Origin of the sequence: Paenibacillus terrigena DSM 21567 (assembly GCF_000374845.1) — a bacterium.
Classification (GTDB): Bacteria; Bacillota; Bacilli; order Paenibacillales; family Paenibacillaceae; genus Paenibacillus_K; species Paenibacillus_K terrigena.
In genome coordinates, this window is the sequence record NZ_KB895413.1 from 68,622 (window position 1) to 89,493 (window position 20,872).

Sequence of the window (20,872 nt, forward strand, 5' to 3'; positions counted from 1 at the left end):
CAGTTCCTTCTTGACCACTTTCAGTCTGCATGTGTATACTTTGAAATGACAAATGTTCTCGGAAATATTACATTTGTTCACATTTCATCGATATTCAAAAGGGGAGAGTGATTTTTTTGAAATTGAAAATGAAAGCGAAAACAATTCTATTAACGGGGGCATTATCTACGGTATTTGCCGCATCGGCCTTCGCGGCTCCGTTGCATCCTGTCGTACATAATGATTGGATGCAGCAGAAGAAGATTATCAACGGTTTTGATCAAGGAGGACTATTGCTTGAGCGTAGTGTATCTCTTGGGGAAGCGGTTGCTCTTATTGCTAGAGGTACAGGAGCTGAGGTTGCACAGCCGCAAGGCTATTGGGCAACGAATTATTTGACTTGGGCTTATAGCAAAGGGGCTATTACGAAAGACGAGAAAGCAAATGATAGAAGCTTCCCTGCTGCAGATAGATTAACGGCAATCGCCAAAAAACTTGGTCTTGAACTGCAATTGCCAGCTGGCGAGCAAGTGACTCGCGGCGATTTCGTGCAAGCACTTGGTGATGCGTTAACAGAACATGTCACGATTGCGCATACGAATGATGTGCATGGACATATTCAAGAGAATAGCAAAGATAAAGAGTTCGGTTATGCCAAAATTGCTACGCTTGTAAAAGAGTGGCGTGAAGAGAATAAGAACTTTCTCTTAATGGATGCGGGTGATACGTTCCAAGGAACGATTTATACGAACCAATTCAAAGGGGAATCTATTCTTCCGATTCTTAATTCGCTAGGTTATGGCGCGATGGCAGCGGGGAACCATGAGTTTGATTTTGGTTATGAGCAATTGCTCAAGCTCCGTGATCAGCTCAAGTACCCAATGATCAATGCAAATGTATACAAAGCGGATGGTACAAATCTTCTTGTCCCTACATATACAACAGAGGTCGGCGGACAGAAAATCGCATTTATCGGATTTGTAACGGAAGAGACGCCAATTGTTACACACCCGAATAATGTTATTGGCTTGACGTTCAAAGATCCTGTGGATATTGCGAAAAAGCTCGTGCCTGAGATGAAAGAAAAAGCGGACCGTGTCTTCATCCTCTCCCATATCGGTGTTGAGAAAGACCGCGAGATCGCGAAAAATGTATCGGGGATCGACTTAATTATTGGTGGTCACTCCCATACGCCGCTTCGCACACCTGAAGTTGTTAATGGTACGTATATCGTACAAGACTGGGAGTACGGAAAGTCGCTAGGACGCGTGGATCTATATTACTATAACAAAGATTTGGTAGGATTCAGCGGTGGATTAGTAGAGTATGATGAGTCCGTCAAAGCTGATCCAGAAATCGATAAATTAGTTCAAGAAGTCGTGAAGAAAGTAGATACAGCGATGGGTGCCGTCATTGGGAAGACTGAAGTCGATCTGCATGGTGAGCGAGGCGAAGTTCGCGCAGTAGAGACGAACCTAGGCAACTTCATTGCGGATGCCATTATTGCGAAGACGAAGACGATCAAAGGCCACGAAGCCGATGTAGCGCTTGTGAATGGCGGCGGGATCCGTGCGAGTAAGAAAGCCGGAGATCTGACGAAGAAGGATCTCTACTCGATTCTACCGTTCCCGAATACATTAACCATTGTCAAAGCAACAGGTGCGGATATCAAGGCCGCTCTTGAAGTATCGGTCAAAGGCGTGGAGAAGAAAGATGACTTACCAGGTTCGTTCTTGCAAATCGGCGGCATGTCCTATGTCTATGACGTGACGAAGCCGGTTGGCGAGCGCGTACTAGAAGTGAAAGTCGGAGGTCAACCGATTGACCCAGCGAAGACGTACACGGTAGCGACGAATGACTTCATAACATCGGGCGGCGACGGCTATTCGATGCTGAAGAAGGATGAAGTCTTGAACACAGGCTACACCTTCTACGATGTCGTAGAAGAGTATTTGCAGAATGTGAAAGTCATTAACCCTAAAGTCGAGAATCGTATTGTTGAGAAAAAATAAATGATAGAAAAGGAACTGGCCTCGTGCCAGTTTCTTTTTTGTGCTCAGGTATTGCATGAAATAGCAATGCTAGGGGATCTATGGTACATTAATAAAAAATGTGCGATAAATCGAGTGGGGGACGTATGTTACATAAATTTGGCTTCTCACAATACGAGAGTAAGGTCTATGAAGCGCTGGTATCCAGCTTGCAGCCGATGGATGCCACAATGATCGTGAAGGTATCCGGCGTACCCAAAGCAAAAATATATGAAGTCATATCCAGATTGATTGAGAAAGGGATGGTGCTGGAATCCATCTCGGAGAAGAAAAAGCTGTATTTCGCATTAGCATTGCCGCTCGTCATCGAGAAGTTGACCGCGGAATTCCAATCGGATCTGGAGGAGTTAGAGGCACGAGCAACACCCAAAGCGTTCATCGACGACCAAGTGTGGAGTCTTAAGGCGAATTCCTCTATCGAGCCTCAGCTGGGCCAGGTGCTGCAGGAGGCAACGAAGTCCATTCGATTCTCGGCTTGGAAAGACGATATTGCGAAATACATGCCTTTACTTGAAGCGAAGGAACGGGAAGGCGTGACGGTCGAGGTGCATGTCGTTGGTGAGGTGGAGTCTAATTTGACCAATTTAGCCTACTTTGTGCCGAGCAAAGAACATGTAACGTTGGAGCGCTTCCGGTTGTTGATTGTGGATGATCGCGAGATGATCTTCGCTGGCGTTGAGCAGCGGGAATGGCATGCGATCAAGACGAAGTCTCAGCCGCTCGTACGTGTGTTTACAGAATTTTTCAACCATGATGTGCTTCTTACAGTCATTACCTCCAAGTATATTAATGTGTTCATGGAGGACGAGGATATTATGAACCGGTTGATGCAGTTGAAATATTAACCATTTCCTATGTGAGTACAGGAAGACGGATAGAGCGAATCTATCCGTCTTTTTTTGATTCAAATTTGGGGTTGATTTGAAAAGTTGATTAGGTTACTATTACCGTAGTAACTTTTCATAGTGGTTCGTGACATAAGAAAGGAGCTCTTATTACAGATGAATTTTAAAATCTATCTTTTAGCCATCGCTTGTTTTGTGACAGGAACGGTGGAGCTTATTGTGGGAGGGATCCTGGATCTAATCTCGCAGGATTTGAACATTTCGCTTAGCGCATCGGGTCAACTGATTACGATATATTCTATCGCGTTCGCCCTTGCGGGTCCGATTTTGCTCACTGCGACCGCAGCTGTGGAACGTAAGAAGCTGTATATGTACACGTTGCTCGTTTTTATTATAGGGAATCTGCTCTCTACGTTTAGTCCGAGTTTTGGTATATTGCTCGCGGCTCGCGTATTGTCTGCGGCGAGCAGCTCGCTCATCGTCGTCCTATCGATTACGATGGCTTCCCAGCTCGTTGAGCCCAAGTATCGTGCGAGAGCGATCGGGACAATCTATATGGGGGTAAGCGGTTCGCTCGTGCTTGGCGTACCGATTGGCATGATGCTCGGAAATGCATACGGTTGGCGTGCGCCATTCATGATGATTACGGTTCTCTCATTGCTCGCGATGATTGCCGTTGGAAGATTTATGACGAAGGCTCAGCCTACGCCATCTGTTCCGCTCAAGCAGCAATTGGCATCGCTGAAGGATGGTAAGATTGTATTTGCGCATTTGCTATCGATCTTAATGTTGACAGGTCATTTGACTTTATATGCTTATCTAACACCGTTTTTGCAGGAGACGCTGCATCTTAGCGCATCTACGCTCAGTTTGTTCTATTTTATTTTCGGGATAGCGGCTGTAGCGGGTGGAGGTATTGGCGGCTGGGTCAGTGATAAATTCGGTCCAGAGAAGAGTATCCTGTTCATCGTTGTTGCCTTTGCAGTCATGATGTTCTTGATGCCACTATCGACATTCTCGATTTATGCTTGCCTTATTGTTATGATGATCTGGAGCATGCTCAGCTGGTCGGTATCGCCTGCACTGCAGAGCTATCTCATTAAGTCAGCACCCGAATCTGCAGATATTCAGCAGAGCTTGAACAGCTCAGCGCTGCACGTCGGGATCGCACTCGGATCAGCCGTAGGTGGCGTTGTGATTGAGCAAGCGTCGGTGTATTACAATGCATGGGTTGGTGTGGTATTCGTACTCTTCGCGTTGGTCTGCGGAGTGGTCTCCATTCGATGGCGGCAGACAAGATCAAGTGTTGCAGTACCGATGAGTGAGTCCGTTTCGTAAATGTGGTCAGACCCTTGGGGAATCCAAGGGTCTTTATTGTTTTACAGCGTCAAAAACATCGATAGGCATATGGTCTTGTAAATGATAAGATACTGGGATAATGGTATAATATTGAATAATATGTTAGTAGCGATAAGATCATGGATAGATGGGTGGCTCAAATGGATCAAGATAAAATTAGGAAAATGATTGAGGCCGCGAAAATGTATTATTTTATGGACTACAGTCAGCAGGATATCGCCGATAAGCTAGGTGTGTCCAGGCCTACGGTATCGCGGTTCTTGCAGCAAGCCAAGGAAGAGGGATTCGTACAGATTCGAATTATGGACCCGTCGGAAGATACAGCGAAGCTGGCCTATCAATTGAAGCAGAAGTATAACCTCAAAAAAGTGATTGTCGTACCCGTTCCACATTATGAAGACGACGTAATCAAAGAATATTTGGCTGAAGATACGGCACAATATTTAGACGAGGTTGTGAAGGATGGCGATACACTTGCTGTCACGTGGGGCTCTACAATCTATCAGATTGCGAGAAAATTGAGGCATAAACATGTCAATCAGGTGAATGTCGTTCAATTAAAAGGCGGCGTCAGTCATCTAGAGACCAATACATATAACTCTGAAATTTTGCACTTATTTGGCAAAGCGTATAATACGTATCCGCATTTTCTGCCTCTTCCTGCTATCGTAGATCATTTGCTTGTGAAGCAAGCCATGGAGTCGGATCGGCATATTCGCAAAATTCTCGACATGGGCGAGCAGGCTAATATCGCATTGTTCACGGTAGGTGTTGCGGAATCGGATTCGTTATTTTTGCAAATGGGGTATTTCTCAGAGGAAGAATTGACTGTCATTTATAGTAAGGCGGTTGGTGATATTTGCTCGCGGTTCTTCGATACCAGCGGACAGATTTGCGTGCCGGATTTGAATGCACGGACAATTGGAATTGAATTGGAAGCGCTAAAACGCAAGGAGCGGTCGATTCTTGTGGCAGGAGGAGCTCGGAAGGTTGAAGCCATTTATGGCGCGCTAAGAGGCAGATATGCGAATGTGCTCATCACCGATCAATTTACCGCCAAATCATTACTGGATAAGGATCATGATGCTTCGAGCAGAATAAATCCTTCCACAGCGTTCCCACTCTCAGGCATTCCACTGTACTAATAGGCATATTACGTGATGAAAATGGGAGGGGATTAATCATATGAGCGTACATATAGGAGCTTCACCGAGTGATATCGCCGAATCCATTCTGCTGCCGGGGGACCCGATTCGAGCGAAATTCATTGCAGAGACCTTCTTGGAAGAGGCATATTGTTATAACGGTGTTCGCGGCATGCTGGGCTTTACGGGGATTTACAAGGGGAAACGAGTCTCCGTGCAGGGCACAGGGATGGGGGTCCCATCCATGTCCATCTATGCGCATGAATTAATACAAGAATACGGCGTGAAAAATATGATTCGTGTCGGCACCTGCGGGGCGATTCAGCATGATGTGAAGCTAAGAGATATCGTGATCGCGATGAGTGCTTCGACGTCTTCCGCGATTAATCAACGGAGGTTCAATGGGATTGATTTTGCGCCGACCGCCAACTTTCACTTTCTGAGGAAAGCTTATGATCTATCTCAAGCGAAGAAGCTGTCGGTGAAAGTCGGCAATGTGATGACTACCGATACCTTCTATATTAACAATTGGGATGAAATTCGATTATGGGCAGAGTATCAGATGCTTGCGCTAGAGATGGAAACGGCAGAATTGTATACGCTTGCGACGAGGCATCGTGTTAATGCGTTGTCCATTCTTACGGTGAGCAATCTTGTGCTGACAGGGGAGATGACAACGGTCGAAGAACGTGAGAGCACCTTTACCGAAATGATCGAGCTTGCGCTCGATGTTGCTGTCACTCCAAATTAGACGACGTGGTCGTCTTTTTTTTGGCTTCTAGCAGACGATTGCAAAGATACAGAAACATTTTACAATAAGTCATTGCGTAAAGACTGAACAAAAGATAAAATCAAAGTACGTTATGTTCACGAAAATCTGGATATAGCGATAAATACTGGAGGTGAATCGCTTTTTAAGCATAAAAGTGATAAGGATTGAATGTGAAATTGAAAAAAAGTAATTTGATAATTATCATTTGATTTAATCATGTTGTTGATCGGGAGGGAACTACAAATGAATCAGAAGAAAATGTTGAAAAGTTTGTTGGCTGCGGCAGTATTAAGCAGTGCTTTCTCAATGTCTGCCTTTGCGGACGCGAGCGACCAAGGAGCAACGTTGAAGCTTCGATTGATGGAAACGACTGATATTCATACGAACATTCTTAACCACGACTATTATCAAGACCAGTCGACTGAAGAATTTGGTCTTGCGTTAACGGCCTCATTGATCATTAAAGCGCGTCAAGAAGTAACGAACAGCATGTTGTTCGATAACGGCGACCTCATTCAGGGGAATCCATTAGGGGATTATGTGGCGAAGATCAAGCCGCTTCAAGATGGACAAGTCCATCCAGCATTTAAAGCGATGAATCTTCTGGAATACGATGCAGCAGGGATCGGCAATCACGAGTTTAACTTTGGTCTCGATTTCTTGGAGCGCAGCTTGAAAGGCTCTAAATTTCCGCATGTAAATGCAAACGTTTACATAGATGACCATGATAACAACCCAGACAATGATAAGAACTATTTCACACCGTATGAGATTCTGACGAGAACGTTCAAGGATGAGAAGGGGACGCCGGTAACGCTGAAGATCGGTGTCATTGGTTTCGTTCCGCCGCAGGTTATGGAATGGGACAAAGCCAATTTGGAGGGTAAAGTCATAGCGAAGGACATTATTGAAACGGCTAACAAATTCGTGCCGAAGATGAAGCAAGAAGGTGCGGATCTTGTTATCGCGGTTCCGCATTCCGGGTTTGACAGCAGTCCGTACAAAGAGAATATGAGTGATGCAACCGTTCATTTGGCGAAAGTACCTGGCATTGACGCGATTTTGTTCGGTCATGACCATAAGGTGTTCCCGAGTGCGGAGTTCGATAAATTGGAAGGCATAGATATTAAGAAGGGTACGATTCATGGTGTGCCTGCCGTCATGCCGGGCTTCTGGGGAGATCATCTCGGTGTCGTTGATCTCTCGCTACAGAAGATGGACGGAAAATGGAAAGTGGAAGACAGCCAAGCGGAGGCTCGCCCGATCTATGATAAAGCGAACAAGAAATCGCTGGCTAAGGTGGATGAGCGAATCGTTGATGCGGTGAAGGAAGAGCATGAAGCGACCGTCAAATATGTGCGTGGGCCGATCGGTGAGACGACAGCGCCAATCAATAGCTTCTTCGCTGTTGTTCATGATGATCCATCGGTTCAGATCGTATCAAATGCACAGAAATGGTACACGGAGAAGTACATTCAAGGCACATCCTATGAAGGAATCCCGGTATTGTCAGCAGCAGCACCATTCAAAGCTGGCGGACGTTGGGGCCCGAACTACTTCACGGATATTCCTACAGGAACGCTGGCCGTGAAGAGCGCAGCCGATTTATATGTCTATCCGAATACTGTAAATGTTGTGCAATTGAATGGGGATCAAGTAAGAGAGTGGCTTGAGCACGCCGCAGGTCAGTTCAACCAGATTGATCCGAATAAGCAAGAGGAGCAGCCGCTCATCAATGAGGATTTCCCTACGTATTTGTACGACGTGATTGATGGCGTAACGTATCAAATTGATGTGACGAAGCCTGCGCGTTATGAGCGCAAAGGGAAGCTTGTGAACCCGGATTCGCACCGGATTGTCAATTTACAGTTCAACGGCAAACCTGTCACCAAGGATCAGCAATTCCTCGTGGTTACGAATAATTATCGCGCAAGTGGCGGTGGGAATTTCCCGAATCTGGACGGGTCTAATATTGTGATCTCGTCTCCAGACGAAACACGTCAGGTTCTGATTGATTATATCGCGCAGAATAAGAAGATTAATCCTACAGCCGATAATAACTGGTCATTCGTTCCGGTTACAGGCGATGCGAATATAACTTTTAGAACTTCGCCGAAGGCGAAAGATGCAGCGGCGAAGCTTGGCGGTATGAAGTATGTTGGTGAAGAAAAAGATGGCTTTGCGAAATTTACATTGGATCTTTCGAAAGTCCAAGCGCAACAACCAGCAGGTACAACGGAACCAAACCCTGTATCTTCCGAATTGGTTCCGGTTCGTGAGACGGCTGGCGCACAAGGCATTGCAGTAACTTATGATGGGAAGACCAAGACGGTGACATTGACCCAAGGGGCTGCCCAAGCCTCATACGTCTTGAACACGGACAGTGCGCTCGTTAAGGGAATCAAAGTGTCGGTCAAGGCTGAGCTCAAGAACAATCAGCTGTGGCTTCCGGCATCGATTTTCCAAGCAATGATGAATTAGCGACTGGGATTTCCTCAGGATTCTTGCGAAAAATGATAACGCCCTCTATGTTGCCGACTTGGCAAGTGGAGGGCGTTCTTGTTTTTCTTCTATAAAGTCGCCGTTTTTTACGTTTGTTGATTGAGTTATACCCACAATACCACGTATAATAGGACGAGGAAAAAAGTCTAGAAGAAAAGGTGTCATGCATGAGCATATTAAACGTAGAACGATTAAGTCACGGCTTTGGGGATCGGGCGATCTTCACTGACGTATCTTTTCGCTTATTGAAAGGCGAGCACATTGGACTGATTGGCGCGAATGGCGAAGGAAAGTCCACTTTTATGAACATTATTACAGGCAAGCTTCAACCGGATGAAGGAAAGGTCGAATGGTCCAAGCGTATGCGCGTCGGATATTTGGATCAACATGCGGTACTTAACAAAGGGATGACGATTCGTGATGTCTTACGAGGCGCATTCCAATACTTGTTCGATATGGAACAAGAAATGAATGATATGTACGGTAGAATGGGCGACGTATCGGCGGAAGAGCTTGAACAGCTGCTTGAGGATGTAGGAACGATTCAAGATACACTGACGAATCAGGATTTCTATATGATCGATGCGAAAATCGAGGAAACCGCACGCGGTCTCGGTATTACGGATATCGGTCTGGACAAAGATGTTCATGATCTGAGCGGGGGCCAGCGGACGAAGATCTTGCTTGCGAAGCTGTTGCTCGAGAAACCGGACATTTTACTCTTGGACGAGCCGACGAACTATCTGGATGAGCAGCATATCGAATGGCTCAAGCGTTATCTGCAAGAATATGAGAATGCATTCATTCTAATCTCACATGATATTCCGTTCCTGAATAGTGTCATTAACTTGATCTATCATATGGAGAATCAAGAATTAGCCCGTTATGTGGGTGACTACGATTACTTCCTGCAAGTTCACGATATGAAGAAGCAGCAGCTTGAATCGGCGTTCAAGCGCCAACAGCAAGAAATTGCGGACTTGAAGGATTTCGTTGCCCGGAACAAAGCGAGTGTTGCAACGCGTAACATGGCGATGTCCAGACAGAAGAAACTCGATAAGATGGAAGTCATTGAGCTGGCGAAGGAAAAGCCGAAGCCACAGTTCAATTTCAAAGATTCGAGAGCTTCCGGCAAGATGGTCTTCGAGACGAAGGACCTGGTCATCGGTTATGACAGTCCATTGTCGAGACCTCTGGATCTTCGAATGGAACGCGGTCAGAAAATTGCACTTGTCGGCGCGAACGGTATTGGTAAAACAACATTGCTTCGCAGTATTCTAGGTGAGATTCCAGCCATTTCAGGTAACGTCCAACGTGGTGAGAACCTGGATATCGGCTATTTCGAGCAGGAAATGAAGGATGCCAACTATAATACGTGTATCGAAGAGATCTGGAAAGAGTTCCCTGCATTCACGCAATTTGAAGTTCGTGCAGCGCTAGCGAAGTGCGGTCTAACGACGAAGCATATCGAGAGTAAAATTGCGGTATTAAGCGGTGGTGAGAAAGCGAAAGTCCGTCTCTGCAAGCTCATCAACCGCGAGACCAATCTGCTTGTGCTCGATGAGCCGACGAACCATTTGGATGTCGATGCGAAGGACGAGCTGAAGCGTGCGCTGAAGGCTTTCAAAGGCAGCATTCTTCTCATTTCGCACGAACCTGAATTTTATCGCGACGTCGTGACAGAAACATGGAATTGTGAATCTTGGACGACGAAAGTATTTTAATCCATAGCTTACCTATCTCTGGCTTCATCGTTAGAGGTTGGTAAGCTTTTTTCATATGGCTGCCTGCACGATGCAAAAATCCTACTTTACGTATTGCTTTTCCATGGTAAACTTTGTATATCTGAGGATGAAATGAACTTCGCCAGCGGGAGGTAGACGATGAACATACATGTGAGTACAGCGATCGCATCGCATGCCAATCAGTGGAGTATGGAGACGCATCATCATCCTGATTATGAAGTATCCATCGTGCTTGAAGGTTCTGCTGTGATGGAATGCCTGCGTAGCGAATATGTGATGGAGAAAGGAGCCGTTGTCCTAATCCCGCCGAATGTACCACACCGATTCTGGACCGAGGATTCCGTACGATTCGGGGTCTTACAAGTATCCTCGATCCCTCAAGAGCTCGTGCAACGATTCTATCAGTTAGCGGAGCCTGAACGTCCAAGATTGATTTACTTATCGCCGATGAATCGAGAAATCTATGAATCTCTATTTCGCAATTGGCTGAAGATCATCTCTGGGCCATTGGAGGAGCGCGATGTTGTTATCTCCACGTGGATAGATTTGTTCCTGTTAACATTGATGCAGCATACTCGAAATGAGCCACAGCGCATGTCGATCTCGAGTGCAGCCGATTATATTCGGAACCAATTCCATCAAGAAGTCCGCGTAACGGAATTAGCTCGTATGTCAGGATTATCGGTGTCGGCTTTTCGCAAGGAGTTTACGAGAGTCTATCATGTATCACCGAAGCAATATCAACAGCTTCATAGATTATCTGAAGCCAAATGGCTCCTCCGTACTTCGGACGAACCTATTCTGCGCATCGCGGAACAGCTAGGTTTCTCGGGGATTCACCTGTTCAGTGCTTGGTTTCAACAGATGGAGGGGACTTCTCCCTCTAAATGGAGAAAAGAGCAGCAAGGGGAGAAGGGGATGGGCGAACCTTCGGAGCGATTTTAGTAAATTTCGAATTCATTTCCCTAAATACAACCTGGCCATTCCCGTTTATATTGAAGGTGATCAATCGATCGAATTTAAAATAAATCATGGGTGGTAATGACAATGATGGTTAAAGTCGGGAGTCGTGAATTAGAACTGAATGGACCGCATTTAACAGAGTTGCGAAGCTCGAATGATATTTTAGATGATGTACAAGCGCTTCGTGAACGAATGGAAGAAGACGGATATTTACTCATTCGTGGATTTCATGATCGGGAGCAGGTGCTAACAGCGCGAAGAGCGATTTTAGAGAAAATGAATAAGATGGGCAAGCTGGAGCGAGACACACTCCTCGAAGAAGGCGTCATTGCCGATGGCAGCAAAAGTATCTTCATGGGTGGCACGAATGAAGACTTGCCAGAATTGCTGAACGTATTGAATGGAGATCATGTGATGCGCTTCTTCGATGAATTACTTGGCGAGCAATCGCTGACGTATCATTACAAATGGCTGCGAGCTGTAGGCTCAGGCGATTTCACTGGAGCGCATTATGATATCGTCTATATGGGACGCGGTACGCATAACGTATATACAGTGTGGTCACCGATCGGCGATATCTCTTACGAGATGGGCGGTCTTGCGATGTGTCTAGGCTCGCATCGATTCGACAGTCTCAAGAACTCCTACGGTACAAAGGATTCGGATCGAGATGGCATTGGACATTATACCGACGATCCGCTCGTGATTACCGAGAAATTCGGCGGACAATGGGCGACAACGACGTTCGAAGCGGGAGATGTGCTGATCTTCGGCATGTTCTTGATGCATTGTTCCTTGGAGAATACGACCAATCAATATCGCATTAGCGTGGACGCGCGGTATCAATCGGCTACAGAACTCGTCGATGAACGTTGGAGCGGGAAGAAACCAAGGGGGCACCATAAATAAGCGAGTAAAGGGGAGTTTAAGTTGGAATTGAAGATGTATCACGCGTTCTGGGGCATGGAAGGGACATTGCGAGAAAAGATGGAACGGGCGGCGCAGCATGGATATGACGGGGTGGAAGTGGGGCTTCCTTCACAGGATGATGAGAATGAGTTCAATGAGCTTCGCGAGGAGCTGGGGCTTGGTTACATTCCGCAGATTTATACGCATGGCAATCATGAAGAATCCTTCTTGGCTCAAGTGGAGCGTGCTGTGAAGTTTCGTCCGCAATTGATCAATTCGCATAGCGGCAAAGATTATTGGGGTGAGGAAGAACAAGATCGGTTCTTCGCTAATGCTGTGCAAGTCGAGAAACAATTCGGGGTGCCGATCGGCCATGAGACGCATCGCGGTCGGACCATGTTCACGCCGAGGTCGACGGCAAGACTACTTCGCACATTTCCAGAACTCCGGATTACCGCAGATTACAGCCATTTTACGTGCGTCTGCGAATCCCTCCTCCATGATCAAGAAGAGGATATGTCTATCATTATGGAACGGACGATTCACCTGCATGCAAGGATCGGGTTCGAACAAGGGCCACAGGTCCCGCATCCAGCCGCGCCTGAATATGCCTATGCATTGGAGCGTTTCGAAGGTTGGTGGGAGACGATTCTACATCGCAGAAAAATGGAAGGGCATCATGTCACGACGATGACCCCTGAATTCGGTCCTCCCGGTTATATGCCGAGAATTCCTTATACAGGGCAACCTGTAGCCGATCTGTTCGAAGTTAACCAATGGATGGCAGGTAGAGTGCGCGAGCGTTTTCAGAACGGATAAAGATTCACATCCAATATAGAGGGGCTGTTCCACTGTAGAGAGAACCTACAGATTGGAACAGCCCCTTTTATGCGATGATTACGTAATGGTATAGTTCGGCTTCGCTTTCAAGAAATGCGGGTTCTCCCCAGCAACCATGAGTCCCATGCCCCAGTCGAAATGGACATTTTCCGTCGGAAAGTCGCTCGCATCTTTGTATTGGAACAAGACGTTTCTCCGCGTTCGAGAGCTGCGGTTCGGGTCCGATCCGTGGATGGTCAAATAATTAAAGAACAATACGTCCCCTGCTTCGGCAATGCAAGGCGTTCCGTCTTTCGTCGGATATTCCTTGTGATTCAGATAATGGGAGCCGACATGGGGAAGGGATCCAGCCTTGTGTGAGCCTGGGATGACGCGCAGACAACCGTTTTCTTCATCGGCATAATCTAGATGGACACTCGCCGCTAACATCGAATGATTCGCATGCGGGAAGTAGGGGTAATCTTGATGCATTGGGAATGCGGCGCCATTCTCAGGCGGTTTGACCAGCATTTTGGAATGATGCAATTGGACATTGGGACCGATGATTTGTGTGAGAACCGCCCGCATATTCGGGTGCACAACCGCACGCGTAAATGAAGCATCATGATAATGCACATCATGAAATCCTTTCAGTACGAGCTTCTTCAATTGCTCTGGCGGGAGATACTCACCTTGCCAAGCTGCGTTCCAATCAGCCTTCGACTGTGCAGCGCGTTGAATAATTCGCTCAACCGCCCCGCGCATCTCCTCGACTTCTTCAAGATTGAATACCCCCTTCACGAGTAAGTATCCATTCTCTTTATAAAATTGCACATCTACGGGTTGAATCATCTACACGCCTCCTTGGATTAGATACGAGCAATTTTGGTTGATTACACGTATAATGATAAAGATTATAATGATCTGTTGTCTTTTTTAAAAAAGGACATTTTTTTGTAAAATAAGGTCATATCAGTTAGGCGGGAATATCATGTACCTGTATAAAGAAACCAATTCCATGCTCAATGAAATCGCAACCGTATTGCAGACGAACGATGCTTGTTTTAAGGTGCACTACTGGGGCGTGAATCCACAGTTATTTGATAATCCGGTTCACAAACATTCGTTCTTCGAAGTCTGCTATGTCCTCACAGGCGAAGGAACGTATACTGATGATGGGGTGGACTATCCAATTCAGAGCGGTACACATTTTTGTTCAAGGCCAGGGGTTACTCATCAAATTCGTACACAGGAAGGGTTGTTTCTTCTCTATGTGGCCTTTGAATTGGATGAATCGTTAACTCACGGCACCATTCGCGAGGCCTTTGAAGCGCTGAGTGAATATGCTGCGGTATGTGTGCATCAGGACGATCTTCATCCAACGGCGTTATTGTGGAAGTCTTTGATGCTGAAGGATGGCATGACAGGGAATCTCCCTGCCGCGGCGATTGGCACGGTAGCCTATTCCTTGATCCTATCGTTTCTTACGTTATTTGGCGTACAGACACAAAAGGGGATGGCCAATATGCAGCGGAAGAATACGAATATGCTGCTCCAGCAAGCCAAACTGTATATACGAGATAATTTGGCTGGCACAATCGGCCTCACGGATGTCGCTCGTTATTTAAATGTCTCAGAACGGCATTTATCGCGTCTATTCTCAGCTGGAATTGGCGAGACTTTTACAGATTTCATCCGGCATGAGCGTGTACGTCAAGCGACTCGACTCTTGCTCGGTACCGATCTGCCGATTAAGCAAATTGCTGAACTTACTGGATTTTCTTCGGTTCATTATTTCACACGGGTGTTCATGGAGGACAAGAAGCTGCCGCCAGGCCGATTCCGTGAGACGAAGAAGAACATAACATCATTGATACAGAAGGATTAGGTGCTGATATGGATAAGGATTTTATTCTGGCCAGAGGATTACTGACCTTGTTGGATACGGAGCAGCGTTGGTTTACTTTTGCAGAAATGGAGAAGGAGCTCATGGTATCCGATAAGACGATTCGCAAGCTCGTCGAGGAGTTGAGTCAGCAATTGCTGTCTGCGATGGCCATTGAAGTGTCGCGTGGAAGGGGCATGATTCTGCACCGTGACCGCCGAAGCACGACGATCCAGGAAGTCATTGCCCAGTTGTTCAAGCAGACTTCTTATTATCGGTTGATGCATCTGTTATTCACACAAGGGGGACGCATTCGTGCGGAGGAAATTGCGGAATCGATGTTCATGAGCACCTCATCCTTTAAGAAATTCATTGTACAGTTGAATAACCAAGAGCTGAAACCTTTTCATCTGCGGATCACATATGCGACCCCTGCGTTCAAAGGCCACGAAATTCATATAAGAAAATCTCATCTTTTGGCAGGGAAATCTGGTATGTATGTTCTAACTTCTTGGCTAGCTCGATGAGCGGTCGATGAAATAGGCTCTCTGTCCATTCATATTGCTCCTCCTCAATGTGCACCGTATGTCTTTGTCGAACCCGTTCGATTACAATCGCAATCAGGAAAGCTAAATTACGCTTGGAATTCAGGAAATACACAATCCGGTTCTCAGCTTCGATCTCGGTAATGAAATGGTTCAATGTATCAAAATCGGTATTTGCAAATGGCCATCCTGTATAGGCATATGCTTCGCAGAATATTTTCCACAAGAAGTATCGAATCCTAACCTCGTTATTCAGCTTGAGTCAATATAACAATCAGGGCTCAGTTAACTCTGCAGCACGTACGCATTCTCGGCAGGAGGAGCTCATGATATCGATGCGTAATCAGCTTTTTCCGCTATTGATGCAATCTTTTCCTACACTGCATATGGACGAGCGGTTTATCCAGGAGATGGGTGAATTCTTCGAAAAATTGATCATCGATAATGCGATTCCGGAACTGATGGATGTCTCCCAGAATCATCTTACAACATATGTGCAGCAGTCTTGTCAGCATGTCTATGATGAGGTGCAGCGCTGTATGGCGCAGTGGAATCACTATTTTTCGCTGATCCATCTGAATGAATTCCATCTGACCAAGCTCACCTTACTCGTCAGCTCCAGTCTGCGATATAAGAGCAAGAACGCTTTTCTTATTATCGGAGAGGAGTTCTCCGTCCGCCATTACGTCGCGAATCTCATCAAAAAAGAAATTGGTGATCAACTCACCATTCATACGACCATTATGGAAGGGTTAACCGATGACATTGTGAAGCAGCGGCAGATTGATTTTATTATCAGCACGTTCCCGCTATCGATCAAGAGCGTTCCTACCGTGATTATCGCGACGATTCCGACACGTCGAGATCTGGATAATATCCGCCAAGAGCTGCTGATGTGAAGGTGTTGGTCCTTTTTCTTCCGTAGCTTACGCCAACTTTTGGTCTAGTTTGTTCCTCGGATTCTTCTTATGATGTTCATGTAAGCGATTTCGATAGCAAGATGATGAGGGGGAATAACAACATGAGTATTCATATGGAAGCACAAGTCGGTCAGGTCGCGGAGCGCGTCTTACTACCAGGCGATCCACTGCGTGCCAAATTCGTCGCGGAACATTTCTTGGACGATGTCTATTGTTATAACGAAGTGAGAGGGATGCTCGGTTATACCGGAATCTATAAAGGCGTACCTGTCTCAGTGCAAGGAACAGGGATGGGCAATGCCTCGATGAGCATTTATGCGACTGAGTTGATTAAGGACTATGGGGCAAAGAAGCTGATTCGGATCGGGACATGCGGAGCGATGCAGAAGGAGCTCCAGATTCGTGACATTGTGTTAGCGCAGTCCGTATCCTCCGATAGCAACATGACGGAAAAAATATTCCATGGCTGCAATTATGCGCCGACTGCAGATTTTCACATGTTAATGAAAGCGTATCAATTAGCTGAGTCACAGCAAGCGAAGGTACATGTCGGCAACATTTATAATTCCGATGAATTCTACCGCGAGACGTTAGATCGTCTGCATAAATTCATGGAATTCGGCGTCCTGGCGGTGGAGATGGAGAGCACAGCGTTGTATACGTTAGCAGCAAAATATGGGGTTCGAGCATTGACCATACTGACGGTCGGCAGCCAGCTCTTGACGAATGAACGTTCATCGCATAAGACGAGTGAGCAATCGTTTAACGGCATGGCAGAAATTGCGCTGAATACGATCATTGCAGATGTGTGATGCGTTTCAATCACAGTTATTGTGAATGGATTCACACAATATGGAAATGGGGGAACTACTATCATGAAATATGGTATCGCGCTAATCGGGCTTGTTGTTGTTCTACTCCTGGCATGGCTCGCAAGCAGTGACAAGAAAAAGATTAAATATCGTCCCATCCTGATCATGATCGTGCTTCAGATCGTCTTTGGTCTGCTGCTGCTTAAGACAAGCATTGGGGAATATCTGGTTCGGGGGTTCGCGAATGGGTTCGCCAAACTATTAGGATATGCGAATCAAGGAACGGATTTCGTATTCGGCGGCTTAGTGAATGAAGGGATTCATTCGTTCTTCTTCCACGTGTTAATGCCGATTGTGTTCATGTCGGTGATTATCGGGATTTTACAGCATTACAAAATCTTACCGTTCATTATCAAGTACATTGGTCTTGCGCTTAGTAAAGTGAATGGTCTTGGCAAGTTAGAATCATACAATGCGGTAGCTTCCGCCATCTTGGGACAGAACGAGGTCTTCATCTCGTTCAAGAAGCAAATTGGGTTGCTGCCTAAGAATCGATTGTATACCTTATGCGCGTCTGCAATGTCCACGGTGTCCATGTCGATCGTTGGTTCTTATATGACGATGTTGAAGCCGGAATATGTTGTGACGGCGCTCGTACTCAATTTGTTCGGCGGATTCATTATTGCATCGATCATTAACCCTTATAAGGTGGAACCGGAGGAGGATTTGCTAGAAGTCCAGCAAGAAGAGAAGCAGACCTTCTTCGAAATGCTCGGGGAATACATTCTCGATGGATTTAAGGTGGTTGTGATCGTTGGCGTCATGCTTGTCGGATTCATTGCGCTCATTGCGATGATTAACGGAATTTTCAGCGGAATCTTCGGCATCTCGTTCCAAGGAATTCTCGGTTATGTACTTGCTCCGGTTGCCTTCCTAATGGGTGTCCCTTGGAGCGAAGCGGTTCAAGCTGGAAGCATTATGGCGACGAAAATTGTAGCGAACGAGTTCGTAGCCATGCTTGATTTTGTCAAAATCCAAGGTGATTTCAGTGAGCGTACAAATGCCATCGTCTCCGTATTCCTCATTTCCTTCGCTAACTTTGGTTCGATTGGTACCATTGTTGGTGCGGTGAAAGGGCTTCATGAGAAACAAGGCAACGTGGTCGCAGGCTTCGGTCTTAAATTATTATATGGTGCAGCACTCGTTAGCTTCTTATCAGCCATTATTGTTAGTATTGTATTCTAAACGAGCAATTAGCCCCAGAAAATCATGAAACTCGGCGCACCGATGCGATGAAGGGATAGAAAGGGCGATTCCATCACCTATTAGGTCCTCCTCAGCGATGAGGGGGATTTGTCATTCGTGTACGGCTTGGATATGATGATAGAGATATTCTTATCTAGGGGAGGCGATGTCATTGTTGAAAGGGCTTACGCGTGCGGGAATCGGTGGATCCTTAAGTGACGAGCATTTGATTCAATTGGCTGCACAATATCAATTTGAGGCTGTAGATCTGGAAGCACTTGGTTTCATTGAACGCAACGGCATGGAACAAGCGAAGGCATTATTAGCAGGGAATCGGATGCGGATCGGTTCAATTAGTCTGTCTGTACAGTGGAGAACAAGCGAGGATGCATTTCAAGAAGGCCTGAAGCGTCTGGCACAAGAAGCTGCGGCCGCGGCTGCGCTAGGATGCACAAGCTGTTGTACCTATATTCTACCATCGACAGATTTGAAATCAGCGCATTTCATGGCGCTCGCGATCAGAAGACTACGGGTGTGTGCACAAATTCTAGGTGCGTATGGCGTTCGGTTAGGTCTTGAATTCGTTGGACCGCATCACTTGCGTACAGCATGGGCGAATCCGTTCATCTGGACGCTCGAAGAGACATTGGATCTGATCGATGCGATTGGAGAGCCGAATGTGGGTCTCCTGTTCGATGCTTATCATTATTATACGAATGAGCTGACCGTCGAAGACATTCTGAAGCTGCGTGCGGACCAGATTGTCCATGTACATATCAATGATGCGCCGCCTGTCCCGGTGGAGCAGGTGTTGGACAATGACCGGTTGTACCCAGGGGAAGGTGCGATTGACCTGGTCGGGTTCTTACAGGGATTACATAAGATTGGTTATAAGGGTGTTGTTTCCCAGGAAATCCTAACGCCAACGGCGCCAACGGATTCGCCAGAGGTATTATTAGAGCGGTCCAGACAAGGATTCGAGAAAGTGTTTGGTGCAGCAGGGTTGATCAACCGTTAAATACAGAGAAAGGCCTCGTAGCGTATTCGCTGCGAGGCCTTCTATCATTCACAGTCCCAGTCTCTTCTTACCATGACGGCTGCGCCAGACGCTACCGCGTCTTCTCCCAGCTCACCTGGGGAGAAGTTGGGTTGATAGGCAGGAGAGTAATAAATATTTTTCTTCGCCACATGCATGATCGTGTCGTAGATGACAGGATCTGCATGAATAAGTGGTCCTCCCAGAATCACTTGCTCAGGGTGGAGAACATTGATGAGGTTCGCGACACCGATACCTAAGTAGGTTGCGGCTTGAATGAAATGCTCCTTCACGAGACGGTCTCCTTCAGCAAGTGCGTGGGTGAGCAAGTCGAAGTGGATTGCTTCCGGTTCATAGATGTGCAAGAGGGTATCCCGCCCCATTTTCACTTGTGTTCGCACTTGCTTCTCGAGGGCTTGAATGGATGCGTAAGCCTCCAGCGCGCCGTAGTTGCCGTCTTCTTGCAGACGTGGACCATCCGTCTGGATGATCATTTGTCCGAAGGAGCCTTCCAAGTCAAATGCACCACGAACAATCTGGCCATCAGACATCATGGCTGAACGGAGTCCAACTCCCGCGTGAACATAGAGCATATGCTTCATCTGCTCGGCACGCAGCGCATAATGCTCGCCGATGAGCGCTGTGTTCGCACCATTATCCAGTTGGGCAGGAATACCGAGTCGTCTCGTCATCCATTCACAGATCGGGACATGCTGCCAACCTTCCGCAGGGAAGTGAAGCGGTGTCAAGATCATTCCGTTCGTCTGATCGAGCGGGCCTACAGCGCCGATGCCAATGCCGATGACAAGGCTTGGATGGATGCCGTGCTGATGCAGCATTTCTTCGATTTGATCGGCGGCGCGCTCGAGCAATACTGTAGGGGTCATTTGCGCATCCATTTTCCAGCGGGTATAGGATAACCGGTTCATCTGAAGATCATAGAGCGCGACGGACGAACTTATCCGAGAGATTTCAAATCCAATCATGTATCGAAAAGTTGCATGAATTCGATAGAGGATCGGTTTCCTACCGCCGGTTGAACTACCGAATCCCGAAGCTTCAATAATGCCTTCAACAATCATCTCTTCCAATAGTCGTGTTAAGCTGCTGCTCGTGACGGCGAAGGCCTGAAGGAGATCCGCTTTGGATACGGTATCCCGTGCTGCGATATAGTCGAATATGAGTTTCTTCGTCGTTGGTATTGCTAAGTTCAAATGCATCACCGCCCATCTATTAACCAAGTAATCAGGTAGGATATGTATATTATAATTATACCGCTAGATTGCAGAGATTTCCAGCCTATGATTTTTCACTATGAACTTAATTCCATTTCATTATAA

18 protein-coding genes are annotated in these 20,872 nt (G+C 46.6%); 16 read left to right on the forward strand and 2 right to left on the reverse strand.

Going from position 1 to position 20,872, the window contains the following annotated elements; genetic code table 11:
• Positions 1-128: 128 nt before the first annotated feature.
• The 10 genes from C558_RS0104265 (at position 129) to C558_RS0104310 (ending at position 13,089) form a co-directional block, all read left to right on the forward strand.
• Positions 129-1,991: a bifunctional metallophosphatase/5'-nucleotidase gene (locus tag C558_RS0104265; RefSeq protein WP_026263714.1), complete on the forward strand. Its 1,863-nt coding sequence runs from the start codon at positions 129-131 to the stop codon at positions 1,989-1,991.
• Between the two features lie 125 nt (positions 1,992-2,116).
• On the forward strand, positions 2,117-2,875 hold the full coding sequence (locus C558_RS0104270) for a TrmB family transcriptional regulator (protein ID WP_018754995.1): 759 nt from the start codon (positions 2,117-2,119) through the stop codon (positions 2,873-2,875).
• 156 nt (positions 2,876-3,031) lie between these two features.
• The gene (locus tag C558_RS0104275; protein ID WP_018754996.1) at positions 3,032-4,213 is read left to right on the forward strand and encodes an MFS transporter; all 1,182 of its coding nucleotides are present in this window, start codon (positions 3,032-3,034) and stop codon (positions 4,211-4,213) included.
• A gap of 161 nt (positions 4,214-4,374) precedes the next feature.
• Positions 4,375-5,379 carry a DNA-binding transcriptional repressor DeoR gene (locus tag C558_RS0104280; RefSeq protein ID WP_018754997.1) on the forward strand — a complete coding sequence of 335 codons (1,005 nt, stop codon included), beginning with the start codon at positions 4,375-4,377 and terminating at the stop codon, positions 5,377-5,379.
• A gap of 40 nt (positions 5,380-5,419) precedes the next feature.
• Positions 5,420-6,130 (forward strand): purine-nucleoside phosphorylase, encoded by a 711-nt coding sequence (deoD, locus tag C558_RS0104285; protein WP_018754998.1) that lies wholly within the window; start codon positions 5,420-5,422, stop codon positions 6,128-6,130.
• A 264-nt stretch (positions 6,131-6,394) separates the two neighbouring features.
• Entirely contained in the window at positions 6,395-8,632 is a 2,238-nt protein-coding gene (locus tag C558_RS30335) for a bifunctional 2',3'-cyclic-nucleotide 2'-phosphodiesterase/3'-nucleotidase (protein WP_018754999.1), read from the forward strand.
• A gap of 188 nt (positions 8,633-8,820) precedes the next feature.
• On the forward strand, positions 8,821-10,377 hold the full coding sequence (locus C558_RS0104295) for an ABC-F family ATP-binding cassette domain-containing protein (RefSeq protein ID WP_018755000.1): 1,557 nt from the start codon (positions 8,821-8,823) through the stop codon (positions 10,375-10,377).
• Between the two features lie 159 nt (positions 10,378-10,536).
• Complete coding sequence (locus tag C558_RS30340) at positions 10,537-11,343, forward strand: AraC family transcriptional regulator (protein WP_018755001.1); 807 nt, start codon at positions 10,537-10,539, stop codon at positions 11,341-11,343.
• Positions 11,344-11,445: 102 nt separating this feature from the next.
• Positions 11,446-12,270 (forward strand): phytanoyl-CoA dioxygenase family protein, encoded by an 825-nt coding sequence (locus C558_RS0104305; RefSeq protein WP_018755002.1) that lies wholly within the window; start codon positions 11,446-11,448, stop codon positions 12,268-12,270.
• A 21-nt stretch (positions 12,271-12,291) separates the two neighbouring features.
• Entirely contained in the window at positions 12,292-13,089 is a 798-nt protein-coding gene (locus C558_RS0104310; protein WP_018755003.1) for a sugar phosphate isomerase/epimerase family protein, read from the forward strand.
• 78 nt (positions 13,090-13,167) lie between these two features.
• On the opposite strand, the gene C558_RS0104315 is transcribed toward C558_RS0104310, so the two are convergent.
• Positions 13,168-13,941, reverse strand: coding sequence for a phytanoyl-CoA dioxygenase family protein (locus tag C558_RS0104315; protein ID WP_018755004.1), 774 nt, complete (start codon positions 13,939-13,941; stop codon positions 13,168-13,170).
• A 139-nt stretch (positions 13,942-14,080) separates the two neighbouring features.
• Between C558_RS0104315 and C558_RS0104320 the strand changes: the two genes are divergently transcribed.
• The 6 genes from C558_RS0104320 to C558_RS0104340 all read left to right on the forward strand — a co-directional run bounded on the left by C558_RS0104320 (position 14,081) and on the right by C558_RS0104340 (position 19,514).
• On the forward strand, positions 14,081-14,977 hold the full coding sequence (locus C558_RS0104320; RefSeq protein WP_018755005.1) for an AraC family transcriptional regulator: 897 nt from the start codon (positions 14,081-14,083) through the stop codon (positions 14,975-14,977).
• Between the two features lie 8 nt (positions 14,978-14,985).
• Positions 14,986-15,501 (forward strand): helix-turn-helix domain-containing protein, encoded by a 516-nt coding sequence (locus C558_RS30345; RefSeq protein WP_040674399.1) that lies wholly within the window; start codon positions 14,986-14,988, stop codon positions 15,499-15,501.
• 353 nt (positions 15,502-15,854) lie between these two features.
• Positions 15,855-16,418: a PTS sugar transporter subunit IIB gene (locus tag C558_RS30350; protein ID WP_211220739.1), complete on the forward strand. Its 564-nt coding sequence runs from the start codon at positions 15,855-15,857 to the stop codon at positions 16,416-16,418.
• Between the two features lie 122 nt (positions 16,419-16,540).
• Complete coding sequence (deoD, locus tag C558_RS0104330; protein WP_018755006.1) at positions 16,541-17,251, forward strand: purine-nucleoside phosphorylase; 711 nt, start codon at positions 16,541-16,543, stop codon at positions 17,249-17,251.
• Between the two features lie 63 nt (positions 17,252-17,314).
• A complete protein-coding gene (locus tag C558_RS0104335; protein WP_018755007.1) occupies positions 17,315-18,496 on the forward strand; it encodes a NupC/NupG family nucleoside CNT transporter in 1,182 nt (393 codons plus the stop codon).
• Positions 18,497-18,668: 172 nt separating this feature from the next.
• Positions 18,669-19,514 carry a sugar phosphate isomerase/epimerase family protein gene (locus tag C558_RS0104340; protein WP_018755008.1) on the forward strand — a complete coding sequence of 282 codons (846 nt, stop codon included), beginning with the start codon at positions 18,669-18,671 and terminating at the stop codon, positions 19,512-19,514.
• A 44-nt stretch (positions 19,515-19,558) separates the two neighbouring features.
• Here C558_RS0104340 and C558_RS0104345 read toward each other — a convergent pair whose 3' ends face one another.
• Positions 19,559-20,752, reverse strand: a complete 1,194-nt coding sequence (locus C558_RS0104345) for an ROK family protein (RefSeq protein ID WP_018755009.1) — start codon at positions 20,750-20,752, stop codon at positions 19,559-19,561.
• Positions 20,753-20,872 lie beyond the last annotated feature (120 nt).